The organism is Streptococcus sp. 27098_8_23, from assembly GCF_041432195.1.
Classification (GTDB): domain Bacteria; phylum Bacillota; class Bacilli; order Lactobacillales; family Streptococcaceae; genus Streptococcus.
Genome location: NZ_JAPVZF010000007.1, coordinates 56460 through 73338, shown reverse-complemented (window position 1 = coordinate 73338; position 16879 = coordinate 56460). Strand labels below are relative to the sequence as shown.

Sequence of the window (16879 nt, the reverse complement as noted above, 5' to 3'; positions counted from 1 at the left end):
TCTTATTCTGAGTCTTTTGGTTTGTGTGTAAATTCTTTCTTCGGTTTGTGGTCCTTGTGATGATGTGGACGGTGAGGTCGCTCAGACTTTTCGCATTTTTCATCATGCTCAGGTTTTGGCGGACGAGGAAGAAGAACTTTCATAGAGGCATCGATACGGCCTTTTTCATCAATCTTGATAACCTTAACATCGACTTCATCACCGATAGCTACCAAGTCCTCAACACGGTTGGTACGAGTCCAAGCCATTTCAGAAATGTGCACAAGTGCATCTGTCTTATCAAAGAGGTTGACAAAGGCACCAAATTTCTCGATACGAACAACCTTAGCATGGTAAACTTCATCCACTTTTGCTTCACGAACTAGACCAGCAATGATTTCTTTGGTACGGTTAATGGCATCTTGGTCGCTAGAGTAGATAGACACATTGCCTTCTTCGTCGATATCGATTTTAACGCCTGTTTCAGCGATAATTTTGTCGATGGTTTCTCCACCCTTACCGATAACAATCTTAATTTTGTCCACATCAATCTTGATAGTATCAATTTTCGGTGCAGTTGGAGCCAATTCTGGACGAACTTCTGGAATGGTTGCTTCAATCACATCAAGGATTTCAAAACGCGCTTTCTTGGCTTGGGCAAGGGCTTCTGTCAAGATTTCAGCAGTAATTCCTTGGATCTTGATATCCATTTGAAGAGCTGTAATCCCCTCACGAGTACCGGCAACCTTGAAGTCCATATCTCCAAAGTGGTCTTCCAAACCTTGGATATCTGTCAATACTGTATAGTTATTTCCATCTGAGATAAGACCCATGGCAATACCAGCTACTGGCGCCTTGATTGGCACACCACCAGCCATAAGGGCAAGCGTTCCCGCACAGATAGAAGCTTGAGAAGAAGAACCGTTTGATTCTAATACTTCAGCTACCAAGCGGATCGCATATGGGAATTCTTCCAAACTTGGCAAGACTTGAGCAAGGGCACGCTCACCAAGAGCACCGTGACCAATTTCACGACGACCTGGTGCACCATAACGTCCAGTTTCCCCTACTGAGTATTGCGGGAAGTTATAGTGGTGCATAAAGCGCTTCTTGTACTCTGGGTCCAAACCATCGATGATTTGAGTTTCTCCCATCGGAGCCAAGGTCAAAACTGAAAGGGCTTGAGTTTGTCCACGAGTGAAAAGGCCAGAACCATGTACACGAGGAAGATAGTCAACAACCGCATCCAATGGACGGATTTCATCAACCTTACGACCGTCAGGACGCACCTTGTCTTCTGTGATCAAACGGCGCACTTCAGCGTGTTCCATTTGTTCCAAGATTTCAACCACATCACGCATGATACGTTCAAATTCTTCATGGTCTGCATATTTTTCTTCGTAAACTGCTGTTACTTGGTCTTTAACTGCTTGAGTTGCAGCTTCACGAGCCAATTTTTCTTCTACTTGGACCGCTTTTTGGAGGTCGCTGTTGTAAGCTGCGATGATTTCAGCCTGCAAGTCAGCGTCTACATGAAGCAATTCCACTTCTGCTTTTTCCTTACCAACCGCAGCAACGATTTCTTCTTGGAAGGCAATCAATTCTTTAACAGCTTCGTGTCCTTTCAGAAGGGCTTCCAACATGATTTCTTCTGACAATTCTTTGGCACCAGACTCAACCATGTTGATTGCATGTTTAGTTCCTGCTACTGTCAATTCAAGAAGCGATTGCTCTGCCTGTTCTTGACTTGGGTTGATGATGATTTGGCCATCTACATAACCCACTTGTACCCCAGCGATTGGTCCGTCAAATGGAATATCTGAGATAGAAAGTGCCAATGATGATCCAAACATTGCTGCCATTGGTGCAGAAGCATTTTCATCGTAAGAAAGAACTGTGTTGATGACTTGGACTTCATTACGGAAACCTTCCGCAAACATAGGACGGATTGGACGGTCAATCAAACGCGCTGTCAAAGTTGCATCTGTCGAAGGACGCCCTTCACGTTTCATAAAGCCACCAGGAAACTTACCAGCCGCATACATTTTTTCTTCGTAGTTGACTTGAAGAGGGAAGAAATCCCCAGTTGCCATTTTCTTAGACATAACGGCAGCAGTCAAGACAGTTGACTCACCGTAACGCACAACAACAGAGCCATTTGCTTGCTTAGCAACCTGGCCAGTCTCTACAATTAACTCACGACCCGCAAAAGTCGTTTGAAACACTTGTTTTGTCATTTTAATCCCCTTTGGATTGATGAAATTATACGCCTTGCCTACAAAGATCAAGATACTAAGGTCGCAAAAAGCAAAGTAAAAATAGGAAACTGGCGAAGTCTTCGATAAAGACAAGACAGTTTATCTTTTTTACACAGCTTTTCGGCCGTGTTCAATTACTCATGATTGCATAAATTAACGCAGTGTGCGATGCACACCAGGAAATCTATCTTTTTCACTAGGGATTTAGCCCGTGTTCAACTATCAAGATACAAATCATTAGAAAGGTTTGATGCTAAAGCATCTAATCCTTTCACGCTAATCGCTATTAGGCGATTAGCTAAATACTTTACTAACTCTCTCGTCAAATAACATCGATTTGACTCGTTCGTGTCGCTCAAACTAAATACTGAAAAGAACAAATTATGAAAAAATTTCTATCATAAAATTGAGAATCGACAAAGCCTTTAAAACTTTTATACCCTCATCTTTGTATCAAGTACGTACAGAGTCTATTTTATCATATTTTTCTTAAAAAGTACGGGCTTTTCTATTAAAAAGGAACCATTCCCCTCACCTGAGAAGAATGGTTTGCTTTTTATTATCCTAAAGACTGATGATTAAACAAGGCATGGGTTGCTTGGTGGATGTATTTTGCTGTTTCAGCATTGTTCATGGTGTATAGATGCACACCTGCGACATCCTGAGTGACCAAGTCCACGATCTGATCCACTGCATAGGCAAGTCCTGCTGCTCTGAGCGACTCAGGGTCATGCTCATACTTGTCTAAGATGGCCTTAAATTTACGTGGAAGATGGATATTCTCACACGTTTTCAATAGACGAAGCGCTTGGTTACGGTTAAGAATGGGCATGATCCCCGCATGAATGGGAACCTCAATCCCTGCCAAAGTACACTTGTCTTGGAAATCGTAGAAGCGCTCATTGTCAAAGAAAAGTTGCGTTACAAGGCTTGAACAGCCTGCGTCCACTTTCTTCTTGAGATTTTGAATATCCGAGATCTGGTTTGGCGAGTCAGGATGCCCTTCAGGATAACAAGCTCCAATAATATCAAAGTGAGGGGCTTGTTCCTTGATGAACTCGATCAAATCCGTTGCGTAGCGGAAATCCTTTTGTGGCTCCACATCAGGGATAATATCCCCACGCAAGGCCAAGATTTTCTGTACCCCAACCTTATCCAAGTCTGCAATGGTTTCAGCAACCTTTTCCTTGGTCAGATAGATAGCTGGCAAGTGGGCAATAGTTGGAATCGCCAAATCATTCTGGATAAAGTCAGCCAAACGAACCGTTGTTTCCTTGATATTAAATTTATTATTGCTGGCAGTCACACTGATAAAGTGCGGTGTCAGCTCCCGCATATCCTGCAAGGCTGAAATAATTTTATCATTACCCACAGCTGGGTTTGGAGGGAACACTTCAAATGAAAGTGACGGAGTTTGGCGTGACATAGTCATTATCCTTTTCTTTTTGATTTCATGATTGCTAAGCCGGCTTGGGCTAAGCAGTTCCTTGATCAAACAGTGTCAAGAGAGAAATCTAATCTTACAATTTCTCACGCGCAGCTTTTGCTGCTTCGACAAGGCGGATCAAGCTTTCTTTTGTTTCTGGAATACCACGTGTTTTCAAACCACAGTCAGGGTTGATCCAAACTTTCTTGCTTGGAACTTTGGCAAGAATAGCATCGATTGTGTGGTCGATTTCGCCTTCATTAGGCACACGAGGAGAGTGGATATCGTAAACCCCAGGTCCCACTTCTGTTTGGAAGTTTTTCGCTTTGAGTTCGTCCAAGATTTCAAGGTTTGAACGGCTTGCTTCAAAGGAAATAACGTCCGCATCCATGTTGTCGATAGCTGGGATGATATCTGTAAATTCTGAGTAACACATGTGAGTGTGGATTTGAGTGTCTGGCGCTACTGTTGAGTGTACCAAGCGGAAGGCTGGAATAGCCCAGTCAAGGTAGTCTTCGTACCAGTCGCTACGACGGAGTGGCAATTTTTCACGAAGAGCAGCCTCGTCGATTTGGATGATTTTCACACCTGCAGCTTCAAGGTCAAGAACTTCATCCTTGATAGCAAGGGCGATTTGAAGAGTTGAGTCCTTGATAGAGATGTCTTCACGTGGAAATGACCAGTTAAGGATGGTAACAGGTCCTGTCAACATACCTTTAACAGGTTTGTCAGTACGGCTTTGTGCGTAGCTAGACCATTTCACAGTGATTGGGTTGAGACGAGTGACGTCACCCCAGATGATTGGTGGTTTCACCCCACGCATACCGTAAGATTGTACCCAACCATTCTTAGAGAAGAGGTAACCTGACAAGTTTTGACCGAAGTACTCAACCATGTCGTTACGCTCGAATTCACCGTGTACAAGCACGTCAAATCCAACTTCTTCTTGCCATTTGATCCATTCGTCGATGGTTTCAGCAAGGAAAGCGTCGTATTCTTCTTGTGACAATTCACCCTTACGGTAAGCCAAACGTTTAGCACGGACTTCCTTAGTTTGAGGGAATGAACCGATGGTTGTTGTTGGAAGAGCTGGAAGTTTAAAGGCTTCTTCTTGGATAGCTTCACGTTCCGCAAAGGCTGGCAAGCGAGTGTAGTCTGCGTCTGTCAATCCAGCGATGCGCGCACGAAGTTCTGCGTTTTCACCCACACGTTCAGTCGCAAAGAGTTCTTTGTTAGCTGCAAGAGCTTGTTCACCTTGACCGTTGCGGATAGCATCCAAGTCACGGATCTCATCCAATTTTTCTACTGCAAATGCAAAGTGGTTCAAGATAGCTGGTTCAAAATCTTCATTAGCTGTTGTAAATGGTACATGAAGAAGTGAGCATGAGCTTGTCAAAACGATGTTTTCAGCTGGGATTTGCTCAAGAATAGCCAAGCTCTTTTCGTAGTTGTTACGCCAGATGTTCTTACCATTGACAATACCTGCATAAAGAGTCTTGTCAGCTGGGAAGCCACCTTTAACCAATTCAAGAGTTTTCTTACCTTCAACAAAGTCAAGACCGATGGCATCTACTGGCAAGTTCACAAGGTCAGCGTAAACGTCACGAACGTCACCGAAGTAAGTTTGAAGCAAAACTTCAAGACCTTTTTTATCAGCCAAGAGTTTGTTGTAGAGGTTCAAGAAGAGAGCTTTTTCTTCAGCTGTCAAATCTTTGACAAGAGCCGCTTCGTCGAGTTGGATGCGAGTCGCACCAAGCTCAGCCAATTTAGCAAAAACTTCTTGGTAAGCAGCTACTAAGCTGTCTACGAAGTCTTCTGCTTTCACGCCTTCTTCAAAGTCTGACAATTGAAGGAAAGTGAATGGACCTACAAGGACTGGACGAGTGTTGAGACCAAGTTCTTTTGCTTCTTGGAACTGATCAAAGATCTTGTGACCAGCCAATTTGACTTGAGTGTCTTTTTCAAATTTAGGAACGATGTAGTGGTAGTTGGTGTTGAACCATTTCTTCATCGGAAGGGCACGCACGTCCCCTTTTTCTCCTTGGTAACCACGTCCCAAAGCAAAGTAGCGCTCAAGGTCAGACAAGTCCAAGTTTTGAACAGAAGCAGGGACCACGTTGAAAAGGAAAGCCGCATCTAGGAAGTTGTCATAGTGAGAAAAGTCATTTGATGGGATTTCAGTGATGCCTTTTTCTTTGACAATATTCCAGTGTTTAGCACGCAATTCTTTTGCCACTGCCAAGAGTTCTTCTTCTGAGATTTCTTTTCTAAAGTATTTTTCAGTTGTAAATTTTAATTCGCGGAATTCGCCCAAACGAGGGAAACCGATGATCGTAGTTGACATGATGTGTCCTCCAAAATTTGTTGTTGAAACTATCTTAACAGAAAAGAAACTGTCTGTATAATTGTAAATAATTAGGCTTTGATATAGTTTGAAACTATATCACTCTTTTAGACAACAAGAAAAGACTTGAGACCAGTGTCTCAAATCCTTTGTATTGCTTGTTTTATTGCTGTATTTTAGTTAGAATGCTCAAACGAGCTATTGATGATTCTCATCAGTGACTATGGCTTGCTATTAGAAAAGACTATAGGGTGGTTTTCTTTTGTAATTCTGATATTTCCCTAAAAAAGTGCGGACGGGAGGTAAAATTATCCAGTCGATGATTTTAGCCAACCAAGTAATTTCATCTCTATCAACTTTTTTCCTGTTCAAGTGGGACGACTGCTAGTGTCTTTCCTAAACTAGCAAGAACTCTTAAGACCGTATCCAACTGAGGACTGGTCTTTCCTGTTTCCATCCTAGCTATGACAGGCTGGCCTACTCCACTGAGTTCCTCTAGCTTTTTCTGACTGATACCTTGCTCATGTCTAGCCTCAATCAACTCACTCATAATAGCCACTCGCATATCACTTTCAAGAATTTCTTCCTTGGTAAAGAGTTCAGAGCGGACATCCTTCCAGTTACTCCCAATAGCCCTATTCTTCATCACTTAACCCTCTTTCTTTTATGTCCTTCAGTTCACGCTTGGCTTTTTCAATTTCTCTCCTAGGAGTTTTCTGAGTCTTTTTGACAAAATGATGTAAGAGAACAAAACTCCCATCAAGCCAAGCCACAAATAATATCCTATCCCTCAGAGGTCTTAGTTCCCAAATCTCATCTTCCAAATGTTTGATATAGGGTTCACCTGCTCTAGTCCCATGCTGACTAAGCAACTCGATATAGTCATTTAGTTTATTGAGTTTGATGCGACTGTCCTTACTCTTTTTTCTAGCCAATTCTCTCATATAATCTAAGACTGGCTCATTTCCATTTTTGTCCTTATAGAAGTAAATTGTATGCACCAAGCAACCTCTTTTCAATTTAATTATAACTTAAAAGTTATTAAAAGTAAATCCTAATACTCATAAAAAGGAGACCTTAGAAAAATTCTACAGGTCTCATTTTTATTATTCGAAAAAATGACGAGAATAGTTATAAATCAGAGATAATCCTTACTCTTACGCCAGCTCAATGCCTTTCTCTCGGAGATTAGCCAAACACTCCTCGTAGTAGGCTGCATCATGCTCACTGTAGACGGGATTGTCCAACTTCTCCTCAGGCAAGTCTTCATAAGCTGGGCAAATTTTGCCACGGTAGTTCTTGTCCAGCCATTCTGGACTGACATTGTAGCCACGGATTGCCATCTCCTCCATAATCAAGCGATGATAGGCATAGAGACGATAAGGCGAGTGGGTAAAGACATAGTTCACCGTCGCATGCTTTCTGCCCCAACCATTACCACGCAGGGCACAGCACTCTCGATGTTGCCCCAAGAGTTGCGGACGTGGAAGTCGTGAAATCAAAGCCTCATGCCAAAGTCTCATGGGCGTCTCCTTTCAGTAACGTTGAATGTTGCAAGTAGGTATTCGGATAGCTATCCAGCAACTCTCGAGTCTTAGCAATCAAGTCTTCCTTAGAAGCCTGACCAAAGCGGTAGCGATCCAGCAAGAGCATATAGTCCTTACGCTCAACATCTGTCGCTTTCTTTTTGAAATAGCCCCAAATATGCTGAAAGGCATTGCAAACCTGACCCCTGTGTTCTGGGATTTGACAGGCACGGTCAATCATCTCTTGAACCTGACTCACCTCCACCTCTTCATTCTTCAAGTATTGGCGAATCTCATTGTAAATATTGCTGGAATGGCTCAAAACGAGGTATTTGTTTCTAGCCCAGAGTTGTTGGCACTGGGATTTTTGATTAGTTTGTTCCATGTTTCTCCTTGCTTTCTATCCGTTTCCAGGAAATATGGAAACAAAGTTTTGTCTAAACCTCTTTCAAAAAATGTATTATTTCTCCTATTTTATCATAATTCTATAAAAACCACTCGACCTGAGTAGAGCAAGTAATTTTTTTAGAGAATGCTAATTTAGTGTAACGGTAAGAAATAAGCAATAAACTAGAAAAATACCCAAATTTTAAAATCCTAATCCCTGCGTCTATGTTCTCCATCTATTTTCTCATCAAATGTGAATCCTTTTGATTCCAGCTGATCAAGTTTCAGGCGAATCTTTTTAATAACATCCTCCCTATAATCTTCAAAATCATGTGGTGGTTCAAAAGTGTATTTACCTATCCAAAGAGTATAGATCATATTTTCTGGGATAATATCAAAATCAAAATAATTCTCATCAGTAGATAGAATCCCTTGAAATTTCCAAAATGATAAAAATTCCTTATCTCCAAAACAATCTATCGCATTCCATATACTACTATCCCATTTCTTAAATTGCCCAAATTTATTAACCGCACTTAGATAGGTCAATAGGAAGAAATCTTTCCGATTTAACTTGGCAAAATTTTCATTATTAATCTCTAATTTTGTATAGTGAAGTCCCAAATCATGGAAGCTAAGTACTCTATGCTTTTCCATAAAATAAATGATTTCAGACTGGTCTAAACCTTCTTTCCTAAGAATAGTTTCCCAAAAATTTACAATCCTAGCTATTGTTTCCTTGCTTAAAGGAGTATTTCTCTCATATCTAGGGATTTCTTCATTCAATTTTTCTTCAACAATATAGTCCATTGCAGAGCTATTATAAGATTTCAGAGATTCCTGTATAGTAATACGTAGTAGTTTAGCTTTCTGAATTTCAGAAAAAGATTTATATTCGCTTGAGAGATATTGATAAAAATCTTTGTTATAGTTTGCCTCTCTTAGTTCTCTGGATAATTCATTACTGTCTGTTTCAAGTAATGTATTAAATTCCTCTTTTGTATGATTTAGAGGTTCTTCATAGAGAAAATAGGCTGGTTTATTCTTTTTATAGTTCGGTGGATATTGGTTATGGTCTGATTGCTGAATGTCAGATAATATTTCCTGTATGCTTCGTCCAAACTTGAAAATCTCTGTAAAACTTGTTTCTTCATCATCCTTAACTTTTATTTCTTCGTTCTTTAATAGTTGTTTATATAATTCAGGATAAAAAAGATAAGCGTAGATAATCCAAAGTTGCTGTTCTTCTTGAACATGTTCAAACTTCTTCCTTGAAAAGAATTCTTGATTGACATAGTCATTAAAATGATTACGATCTCGCAAATTTCTGTTTTCAAAGCTAAACCTTCTCCAAAAATCATCTGACAAACTCGTATTGAGTTTTTTACTTAACAACTCAAAATAATCTTGCCAAATATTTGATGGGTGAAGAACAAATGGTAGTTCTATCCGTCTATCAATAATTTTAGAGAGGAAATTATTGTCGTTAAGATGCACTTTCTCAATATCTCCAACAAAAACAATTGGAATCTTGCCATTAAGCAAGCTAAAAATTTTATAACTCTCCTCTTGTTGTTTGTTAGACATTCGATCAAAATCATCAATAACTAATACTTTTCGAGATAATGATAGACATTTAGAAGTTAGTAAACAACTGTAAAAACCATCTGATTTGATTTTAAAAAATTGATAGATTGCTACTAATAAAACAATACTCCCAATAATTAATTTAACACAAAAAGATTCAAAAAAAGAACTTAAACCCAAATCAACTACATTAGTCATTAAGATAGAAACTGCGACACATAAAACTATGAAAATCCTTAAAAGGCTATATACCAACGGGTGTAATTTTGAAAAAACAATCTCAATCGTTGAGCGGTTATCGCTTAATCTCCAAAAGTCTATCGTAACTAATTTTTTATTAGTATTCTTACCAACTTCAACTAGAAATTCTGTTTTTCCAGAACCCCAGTTCCCATTTAAGAAATAAGTTTTATTTTCTTCAAGTAATTTAGCAACATTTTTAGCTGCTACTGAAGTATCAATGTGCTTTAATGTAATAAATCTATCATCCATAGTATTTCTTTCTAAAAAACAAAATATTTCATAGCGCCTACTTTTATAAAAATTATACCACGAATCCACAAAAATCCCCTTAGAAATCCATTTCTAAGGGGTAGTCCTTATCCAGCTACTTGTTCTATTTCTTCTACTTTAACTTTCTTCTCCTTCTTACTTGAACTAGTCAATCGTCTCTTACTGTCTCTAATTGTGTTTATATTTTAAGAGAATTTACTTATTTATCTCTTGTAAACTCCCCTACTCCAATCGGCTTTTAACCTTCTTCTTAGTCAAGGTACGGTCATTTTTATTGGAGAGAGCTTTGATACGAGCTTCGAGAAGGATTTTCCGCCCGGCCTCTGTTCGTGTATAGACGAGGTGATAACGTCCGATAGTCGGTCTCAGAAAGTCGAGGAATTTCTGTGCTTCTTCCTTGCGTTTTTCAAAGAGGCTAGGAACTACGAAATACTTGGATTGGCCAGCTGGGGCTTTTTGAGCTACTAACAGATAGCGCTGGTTGTCCACTGGAGCAAAGAATTCTCCCACAGTCTGTGCAAACAACTCCTTGTCTCTCATGCTTCCTCCCTTGAGATAGGCAAAAACCATATAGTTTTCCTTGTCCTCCTCTACCTGAACACGGGATTGATCATCCGTTAGATGCCCCGAATCTAGCAGAGCCTTTCGGATTTGCTCACCCAGAGACTGCAAGCGTTTATAGGGACTCTTATAGCAGAGGTAGCGCCAAGATGCAAAAGCCAAAAAGAGGAGACATGCTGTCGTAAGCCACCAAACACCGATTAATCTCAGTCTAAATAGCAAGACCAACAAATCCACTGCCAACAAGAGCAATGACATGCGAACCCATTTTAATGCATCAAGCAAGAGCATGACTGGGACCTTCTGTTTTTGGGTTGCGACTTCTGTAACTATCTCAAATTGATCCGCTACGACAAGAGCATCTTGCCATTTTTGTCTCAAGCCTGCTCGATCCTTGGAGAGACTCTTAACTCGCTCATTGTACTCACTAATTTGCTTTTTCTTAAAAGGGGGCTTTGGAAAATCCAAACGATCCAAACCGGTCTCAATACTCTCCTGATTATAGGCCAATCCAAGAAAATGCTCCATCCGTCGCGACAAGGTCTGCAGATCTTGATTGCTCTCTGGTCTAGGCTCCTCACCAGGAAAAGTGATAAGTGCTTGCGCTTGAACGGCTACCAGATGCCAGATGTTGCTGGTCTTTTCTGGATGTCCCGGCCAGATACGAATGGCACGCCCGCGCATCTGGTTACTCAACATAAAGCTCCCCACAAAGCTTCCGAGGATTAGGGAATTAACACAAGGAGCATCCCAACCCTCTCCGAGGAGAGATTTGGTTCCGACTAGGACTTGAATCCGCCCTCGTTGAAAAAGCTCCGTCACTGCCGCCACGATTCCCTTAGCTGAGCTCGGAAAACCAACCTGCACATAATCTTTTGGATCCAAGTGACCAATAGATGAGAAACTAAGAGGAACCTGAGGCAAGAATTCCTTCAACTCTGCTGCCACATCGGTAGGCAAAATAACGACACTACCTGACAAGACAGCCAATGACACAGGTATTTCTTGCTCCTGAGCTTTTCGACGAATGCTTTCAAAATAAGGGAGAACCCCCAACTGAGAAATGGTTGCCTGATTATCTCCCAGATAGGTGGCAAAATCCTTGCGAATATAGTCAGCTAGTACTAACTGTCTCAGTTCCTGACCTAGACTCTCATACTCCGTCAAAAAGATATCGGCAATGGCAGACAACTTCCCTAGAGATTGGGTTAAAAGCTGGTCAGAAGCCTTAGACTTAACCAGATAAACCTGACGTTTTTCCACCAACCCACGCGCCTTCAAGTCAGCCTCTAACTTTTTCCTATATCCATCTGGATCCTCATACCAATCTGGTGTCTGATAGAGTATGCTCTGCAACAGCGTCTCCAACCAGTAGGAGGTCAATGTTGGAAGCCTCTGGGTTCCCAGTAAATTTTGCAAAGAGGGAGGAATCGTTAACCCCTGAGAATGCATATAAATCAACATAGCAGACAAGTACTTGGGATCTTCTAAAAGCAAATCAGATGAAATATCCCCTTTGAGGACCTTAGACCCTGCTACAAATGTTTGAAAATCAGGATCGACTATAAGGTGATGAATATAGTCCCACTTAGTCTCCTCAAACTGTTTGAGACGTTCCGCCTCTTCAGCTGTTGGTGAGCACATATAGACAAAATCCTGATGAGGGCAAAGAGTGTCTTCCTTGACTAGTTCAGGTACCGTGATTTCTTGATCGATCTCCCCGCACATTCGGATATAGCGTTCCCAGAGTTCAGGATCGCTGTCATATGGTGGTGTCGCTGTCAGGGAGATGAGTTTCAGCGGTCCATACTGCTTGCGAAAGGCTTCCAGACTTTTCCACCATTCATTGCGCAGGTGGTGGCATTCGTCCAAACAAAGAGTAGCAACTTTCTGAGCTCTTAGGCTTGCAAGCAAATCAAACCCCACAAAATCCTCTGCTTCTCCATCTTCTTGTGATTGAAGTTGGTTCATGGCACTATGAAAAGCCTGATAGGTCACAATCGTTAATACCTTCATCTCCTTTAAGTTTTGGGAAACGAGGTCTGAAAGCCTCTGACAATCCTCTAGAAAAGCAGTTTGTATTCTATCCACCCATTGTTCACGAATAGTGACAGTCGGAACTAAGATGAGGGCTGGGTTGCCAAAACGAGCGATTAGCTCGATACCAATGGTGGTCTTTCCAGACCCTGGAGCGGCCACTAGATGAACATGACCGTCTGCTTGATAGTCCTGAAAACGATCCAAGACCTGTTTTTGATATTGGCGCCAGCCTCCTTTAAAGTTTAAACCTAACATGATACCCCTCATTCTATACCGTCTTTTTCTTATTCTCATTTTACCACACTTATTTCTCCAGTCAGATAATCCAGATAGTTTTTCTCCATAAAATATGGTATAGTAGAATCATACTATCTATGAGGAGTTTACATGTCACAGGATAAGCAAATGAAAGCTGTTTCTCCCCTTCTACAGCAAGTCATCAATATTTCATCTATCGTCGGGGGAGTCGGCACCTTGATTTTCTGTATTTGGGCCTATCAGGCAGGAGTGTTACAGTCCAAGGAAACCCTATCGGCCTTTATCCAGCAAGCTGGGGTTTGGGGGCCACCACTCTTTATCTTTTTACAGATCCTACAAACCGTTGTTCCGATCATTCCGGGAGCTTTGACCTCAGTGGCTGGGGTCTTTATTTACGGCCATATCATTGGAACCATCTATAACTATATCGGCATCGTGATTGGCTGTGCTATTATCTTTTACCTCGTGCGCCTCTACGGAGCTGCCTTTGTTCAGTCGGTCGTCAGCAAGCGCACCTATGACAAGTATATCGGTTGGCTAGATAAGGGCAATCGTTTCGAGCGGTTCTTTATCTTTATGATGATCTGGCCTGTCAGTCCAGCTGACTTTCTGTGTATGCTGGCTGCCCTGACCAAGATGACCTTCAAACGCTATATGATTATCATCGTTTTGACTAAGCCCTTTACCCTAGTGGTTTATACTTATGGTTTGACTTATATTATTGATTTCTTCTGGCAGATGTTTTGAGAATAGAAAATAGCCTGATACTAAATATACTTTGGTATGGAAATCATGCCAACTTTTCGATAGTGAATCGAGGACTTACCTAGCCTTTCCGCCGTGATAAAAACACCTGAAATCTAATGGGTTCAGGTGTTCGGAAACTTTGAGACATTAGACTCAAAGTTTAGGTATGGAATTTCGAAGAAAGTCGCTACCGTCCGTCATCACTTAAGGAAAGGCTCAAAAACATTTTCGTCAAACAAAACATCCGTTTGGTTTCCCAAGCGGATGTTTTGTTTATTTTATTTTGCGACACTCTTAGCAAGGACAAAGTTTCCAAGTGTGGCAGAACCATTGCCTGCGACTGCTGGAGTCACGATATAGTCACGCACGTCTGGTACTGGTAGGTAACCATTTAGAAGAGCTGTAAATTTCTCACGCACACGGTCCAGCATGTGTTGCTGTGCCATGACTCCACCACCAAAGACGATCACGTCTGGGCGGAAAGTCACTGTAGCATTGACCGCAGCCTGAGCGATGTAGTAGGCTTGAACATCCCAGACAGAGTTGTTGAGTTCAATATTTTCACCACGAACACCTGTACGAGCTTCCAAACTTGGTCCAGCCGCAAAGCCTTCCAAACAGCCCTTGTGGAAAGGACAAACGCCGTTAAATTCTTTCTCTACATCCATTGGGTGTTTAGCCACATAGTAGTGACCCATCTCAGGGTGACCCACACCACCGATAAACTCACCACGTTGGATAACACCTGCACCGATCCCTGTACCGATCGTGTAGTAAACCAAGTTTTCGATACGGCCACCAGCATTGTTACGAGCAACCACTTCACCATATGCAGAGCTGTTCACGTCTGTGGTGAAATACATGGGTACGTTGAGGGAGCGGCGAAGGGCACCAAGTAGGTCTACATTTGCCCAGTGAGGTTTTGGAGTCGTTGTGATAAAGCCATAGGTTTTTGAGTTTTTGTCGATATCAATGGGACCGAAGGAACCGATGGCAAGGCCTGCAAGATTATCGAATTTTGAAAAGAATTCGATGGTTTTATCGATAGTCTCGATAGGAGTTGTTGTAGGAAATTGTGTTTTTTCTACAATGTTAAAATTTTCATCTCCGACAGCACAGACAAACTTTGTACCGCCCGCTTCTAAGCTTCCATATAATTTTGTCATGATAAACCTCTTATCTTTGTTTTCTCTATTATAGCACATTTTAAAGGGCTAGATTTCTCAATATTTTAGATTTTCCTCTGTAAATCTTACCATCCAAGTAAAAACGAACAAACATAATATTTGTTCGTTTTGTTTTTAGATCTGGTTTTCGAAGAGGACTAGGCTTTCACTTCGATGATAGCGTCACCCTTGACAACAGATCCACTTGCGACTGGTGTCACAGAAGCGTAGTCTGCTGTGTTGGTTACGATAACCATTGTTGTGTCATCAAGACCTGCAGCAGCGATTTTGTTTGAGTCAAAGGTTCCAAGAACGTCACCAGCTTTAACCTTGTCGCCTTGAGCAACTTTTTGTTCAAAGCCTTCACCGTTCATAGTCACCGTATCGATACCAACGTGGATCAAGATTTCAGCTCCATTTGCTGTCTTCAAACCGTAAGCATGTCCTGTAGCAAAAGCAATCGATACTTCTGCATCAGCTGGTGCATAAACTACACCTTGGCTTGGTTTTACAGCAATCCCTTGTCCCATTGCACCACTTGAAAAGACTGGGTCATCAACATTCTCAAGAGCAACTACGTCCCCAACGATTGGAGTTTGGATTGTTTCATTTTGAGGAGCTACTGGAATGTTACCAGTTGTTTCTTCTTGGACCAAACGTTCTGTCGCTACTTCAGAAGCAACTTCTTTTTCATCCTCATAACCGAACATGTAAGTAAGGGCAAAACCAAGAACGAATGATACAGCTACCATAAGAAGGTATTGTAGAAGTTGTCCGTTACCAATGTAAAGCATTGTACCAGGGATGACTGTGATACCATTACCAGTACCAGCAAGTCCAAGGATAGATGCCAATCCACCACCGATTGCACCAGCAATCAATGAAAGGAAGAATGGTTTACGGAAACGCAAGTTAACCCCGAAGATAGCAGGCTCAGTAATACCTAGGAAGGCAGAAAGAGCAGCTGGGAAAGCAAGTGTTTTAAGTTTAGGATTTTTAGTTTTCACACCAACGGCTACTGTCGCAGCACCTTGAGCAGTCATGGCAGCTGTGATGATAGCGTTGAATGGGTTAGCATGGTCAGCAGCAAGCAATTGAACTTCAAGCAAGTTGAAGATGTGATGAACACCTGATACGACGATTAATTGGTGAACTCCACCAATCAAGAAACCACCAAGTCCGAATGGCAAGTTAAGAATAGCTTTTGTTCCAATGAGGATGTAACTTTCAACAACGTGGAAGACTGGTCCGATAACAAACAATCCAAGGATTGACATTACAAGGAGTGTTACGAACGGTGTTACCAAGAGGTCAAGTACATCTGGAACAACTTTACGAACAGCTTTTTCAAATTTAGCTCCGACAACCCCGATGATGAAGGCTGGAAGAACTGAACCTTGCAAACCTACAACTGGGATAAATCCGAAGAACTGCATTGCAGTTACTTCACCACCAGAAGCAACAGCCCAGGCATTTGGAAGTGAGTCAGATACGAGCATCATACCAAGGACGATACCAACGGCTGGGTTACCACCGAATACACGGAAGGTTGACCAAACAACCAATCCTGGCAAGATAATAAAGGCTGTATCAGTCAAGATTTGAGTGTAAGTTGTCACATCTTCTGGAAGTGTCATCCCAAGAGCAGTCAAGAGACCACGAACACCCATGAAGAGACCAGTTGCTACGATAACTGGAATGATTGGTACGAATACGTCACCGAAAGTACGGATAGCACGTTGGAACCAATTTCCTTGTTTGGCAGCTTCTGCTTTCATTTCTTCTTTAGAAGAGGTTGGCAAACCAAGTGCAACCACTTCGTCGTACATCTTGTTTACTGTACCAGTACCAAAGATGATTTGGTATTGGCCTGAGTTAAAGAAAGCTCCTTGAACTTTATCCAAGTTCTCAATCACTTCCTTATTGATTTTCCCTTCATCTTTGACCATGACACGTAGACGAGTCGCACAGTGGGCAACACTGTTGACATTTTCACGTCCGCCAAGGGCTTCGATGACCTTTTTTGCAATATCCTGATTGTTCATTTGCAAAAATCTCCTTATAAAATTTTGTTCTTGTTTGAAAGC

The 16879-nt window shown here is 41.6% G+C and carries 12 protein-coding genes; 1 reads left to right on the top strand and 11 read right to left on the bottom strand.

The window, feature by feature from the left end; translation table 11 throughout:
* Nucleotides 1-2: 2 nt before the first annotated feature.
* The 9 genes from pnp to O3652_RS08595 form a co-directional block, all read right to left on the bottom strand.
* Nucleotides 3-2216: a polyribonucleotide nucleotidyltransferase gene (pnp, locus tag O3652_RS08635; RefSeq protein ID WP_125413685.1), complete on the bottom strand. Its 2214-nt coding sequence runs from the start codon at nt 2214-2216 to the stop codon at nt 3-5.
* Between the two features lie 580 nt (nt 2217-2796).
* Nucleotides 2797-3663 carry a methylenetetrahydrofolate reductase [NAD(P)H] gene (gene metF, locus O3652_RS08630; RefSeq protein WP_125413684.1) on the bottom strand — a complete coding sequence of 289 codons (867 nt, stop codon included), beginning with the start codon at nt 3661-3663 and terminating at the stop codon, nt 2797-2799.
* Between the two features lie 94 nt (nt 3664-3757).
* Entirely contained in the window at nt 3758-6007 is a 2250-nt protein-coding gene (gene metE / locus O3652_RS08625; protein ID WP_125413683.1) for a 5-methyltetrahydropteroyltriglutamate--homocysteine S-methyltransferase, read from the bottom strand.
* Between the two features lie 352 nt (nt 6008-6359).
* On the bottom strand, nt 6360-6653 hold the full coding sequence (locus O3652_RS08620) for a helix-turn-helix domain-containing protein (RefSeq protein ID WP_125413695.1): 294 nt from the start codon (nt 6651-6653) through the stop codon (nt 6360-6362).
* Nucleotides 6643-7008 carry a type II toxin-antitoxin system RelE/ParE family toxin gene (locus tag O3652_RS08615; RefSeq protein WP_033605988.1) on the bottom strand — a complete coding sequence of 122 codons (366 nt, stop codon included), beginning with the start codon at nt 7006-7008 and terminating at the stop codon, nt 6643-6645. The genes O3652_RS08620 and O3652_RS08615 overlap by 11 nt, the downstream gene beginning before the upstream one ends.
* Nucleotides 7009-7164: 156 nt before the next feature.
* Nucleotides 7165-7530 carry a TIGR02328 family protein gene (locus O3652_RS08610; RefSeq protein WP_125413682.1) on the bottom strand — a complete coding sequence of 122 codons (366 nt, stop codon included), beginning with the start codon at nt 7528-7530 and terminating at the stop codon, nt 7165-7167.
* Complete coding sequence (locus tag O3652_RS08605) at nt 7514-7918, bottom strand: YbgA family protein (protein WP_371590301.1); 405 nt, start codon at nt 7916-7918, stop codon at nt 7514-7516. Before O3652_RS08605 ends, O3652_RS08610 begins: the two co-directional genes overlap by 17 nt.
* Nucleotides 7919-8130: 212 nt before the next feature.
* Complete coding sequence (locus O3652_RS08600) at nt 8131-9999, bottom strand: P-loop NTPase fold protein (RefSeq protein ID WP_247924003.1); 1869 nt, start codon at nt 9997-9999, stop codon at nt 8131-8133.
* Between the two features lie 243 nt (nt 10000-10242).
* Nucleotides 10243-12876 (bottom strand): DEAD/DEAH box helicase family protein, encoded by a 2634-nt coding sequence (locus O3652_RS08595; protein WP_371590300.1) that lies wholly within the window; start codon nt 12874-12876, stop codon nt 10243-10245.
* 132 nt (nt 12877-13008) lie between these two features.
* Between O3652_RS08595 and O3652_RS08590 the strand changes: the two genes are divergently transcribed.
* Nucleotides 13009-13626, top strand: coding sequence for a TVP38/TMEM64 family protein (locus O3652_RS08590; protein ID WP_000076177.1), 618 nt, complete (start codon nt 13009-13011; stop codon nt 13624-13626).
* 278 nt (nt 13627-13904) lie between these two features.
* Here the strand turns inward: O3652_RS08590 and scrK are convergent, their stop codons facing one another.
* Both scrK and O3652_RS08580 read right to left on the bottom strand, forming a co-directional pair.
* Nucleotides 13905-14792 (bottom strand): fructokinase ScrK, encoded by an 888-nt coding sequence (scrK, locus tag O3652_RS08585; protein ID WP_371590299.1) that lies wholly within the window; start codon nt 14790-14792, stop codon nt 13905-13907.
* Between the two features lie 158 nt (nt 14793-14950).
* Complete coding sequence (locus tag O3652_RS08580; protein WP_371590298.1) at nt 14951-16837, bottom strand: sucrose-specific PTS transporter subunit IIBC; 1887 nt, start codon at nt 16835-16837, stop codon at nt 14951-14953.
* Nucleotides 16838-16879: the final 42 nt, after the last annotated feature.

What these genes read in the sequence shown, in the direction of transcription:
- O3652_RS08620 (WP_125413695.1), bottom strand. Translation starts at nt 6,653, where the DNA reads ATGAAGAATAGGGCTATTGGGAGTAACTGGAAGGATGTCCGCTCTGAA.
- pnp (WP_125413685.1), bottom strand. Translation starts at nt 2,216, where the DNA reads ATGACAAAACAAGTGTTTCAAACGACTTTTGCGGGTCGTGAGTTAATT.
- O3652_RS08605 (WP_371590301.1), bottom strand. Translation starts at nt 7,918, where the DNA reads ATGGAACAAACTAATCAAAAATCCCAGTGCCAACAACTCTGGGCTAGA.
- scrK (WP_371590299.1), bottom strand. Translation starts at nt 14,792, where the DNA reads ATGACAAAATTATATGGAAGCTTAGAAGCGGGCGGTACAAAGTTTGTC.
- metF (WP_125413684.1), bottom strand. Translation starts at nt 3,663, where the DNA reads ATGTCACGCCAAACTCCGTCACTTTCATTTGAAGTGTTCCCTCCAAAC.
- O3652_RS08590 (WP_000076177.1), top strand. Translation starts at nt 13,009, where the DNA reads ATGTCACAGGATAAGCAAATGAAAGCTGTTTCTCCCCTTCTACAGCAA.
- metE (WP_125413683.1), bottom strand. Translation starts at nt 6,007, where the DNA reads ATGTCAACTACGATCATCGGTTTCCCTCGTTTGGGCGAATTCCGCGAA.
- O3652_RS08610 (WP_125413682.1), bottom strand. Translation starts at nt 7,530, where the DNA reads ATGAGACTTTGGCATGAGGCTTTGATTTCACGACTTCCACGTCCGCAA.
- O3652_RS08595 (WP_371590300.1), bottom strand. Translation starts at nt 12,876, where the DNA reads ATGTTAGGTTTAAACTTTAAAGGAGGCTGGCGCCAATATCAAAAACAG.
- O3652_RS08580 (WP_371590298.1), bottom strand. Translation starts at nt 16,837, where the DNA reads ATGAACAATCAGGATATTGCAAAAAAGGTCATCGAAGCCCTTGGCGGA.
- O3652_RS08600 (WP_247924003.1), bottom strand. Translation starts at nt 9,999, where the DNA reads ATGGATGATAGATTTATTACATTAAAGCACATTGATACTTCAGTAGCA.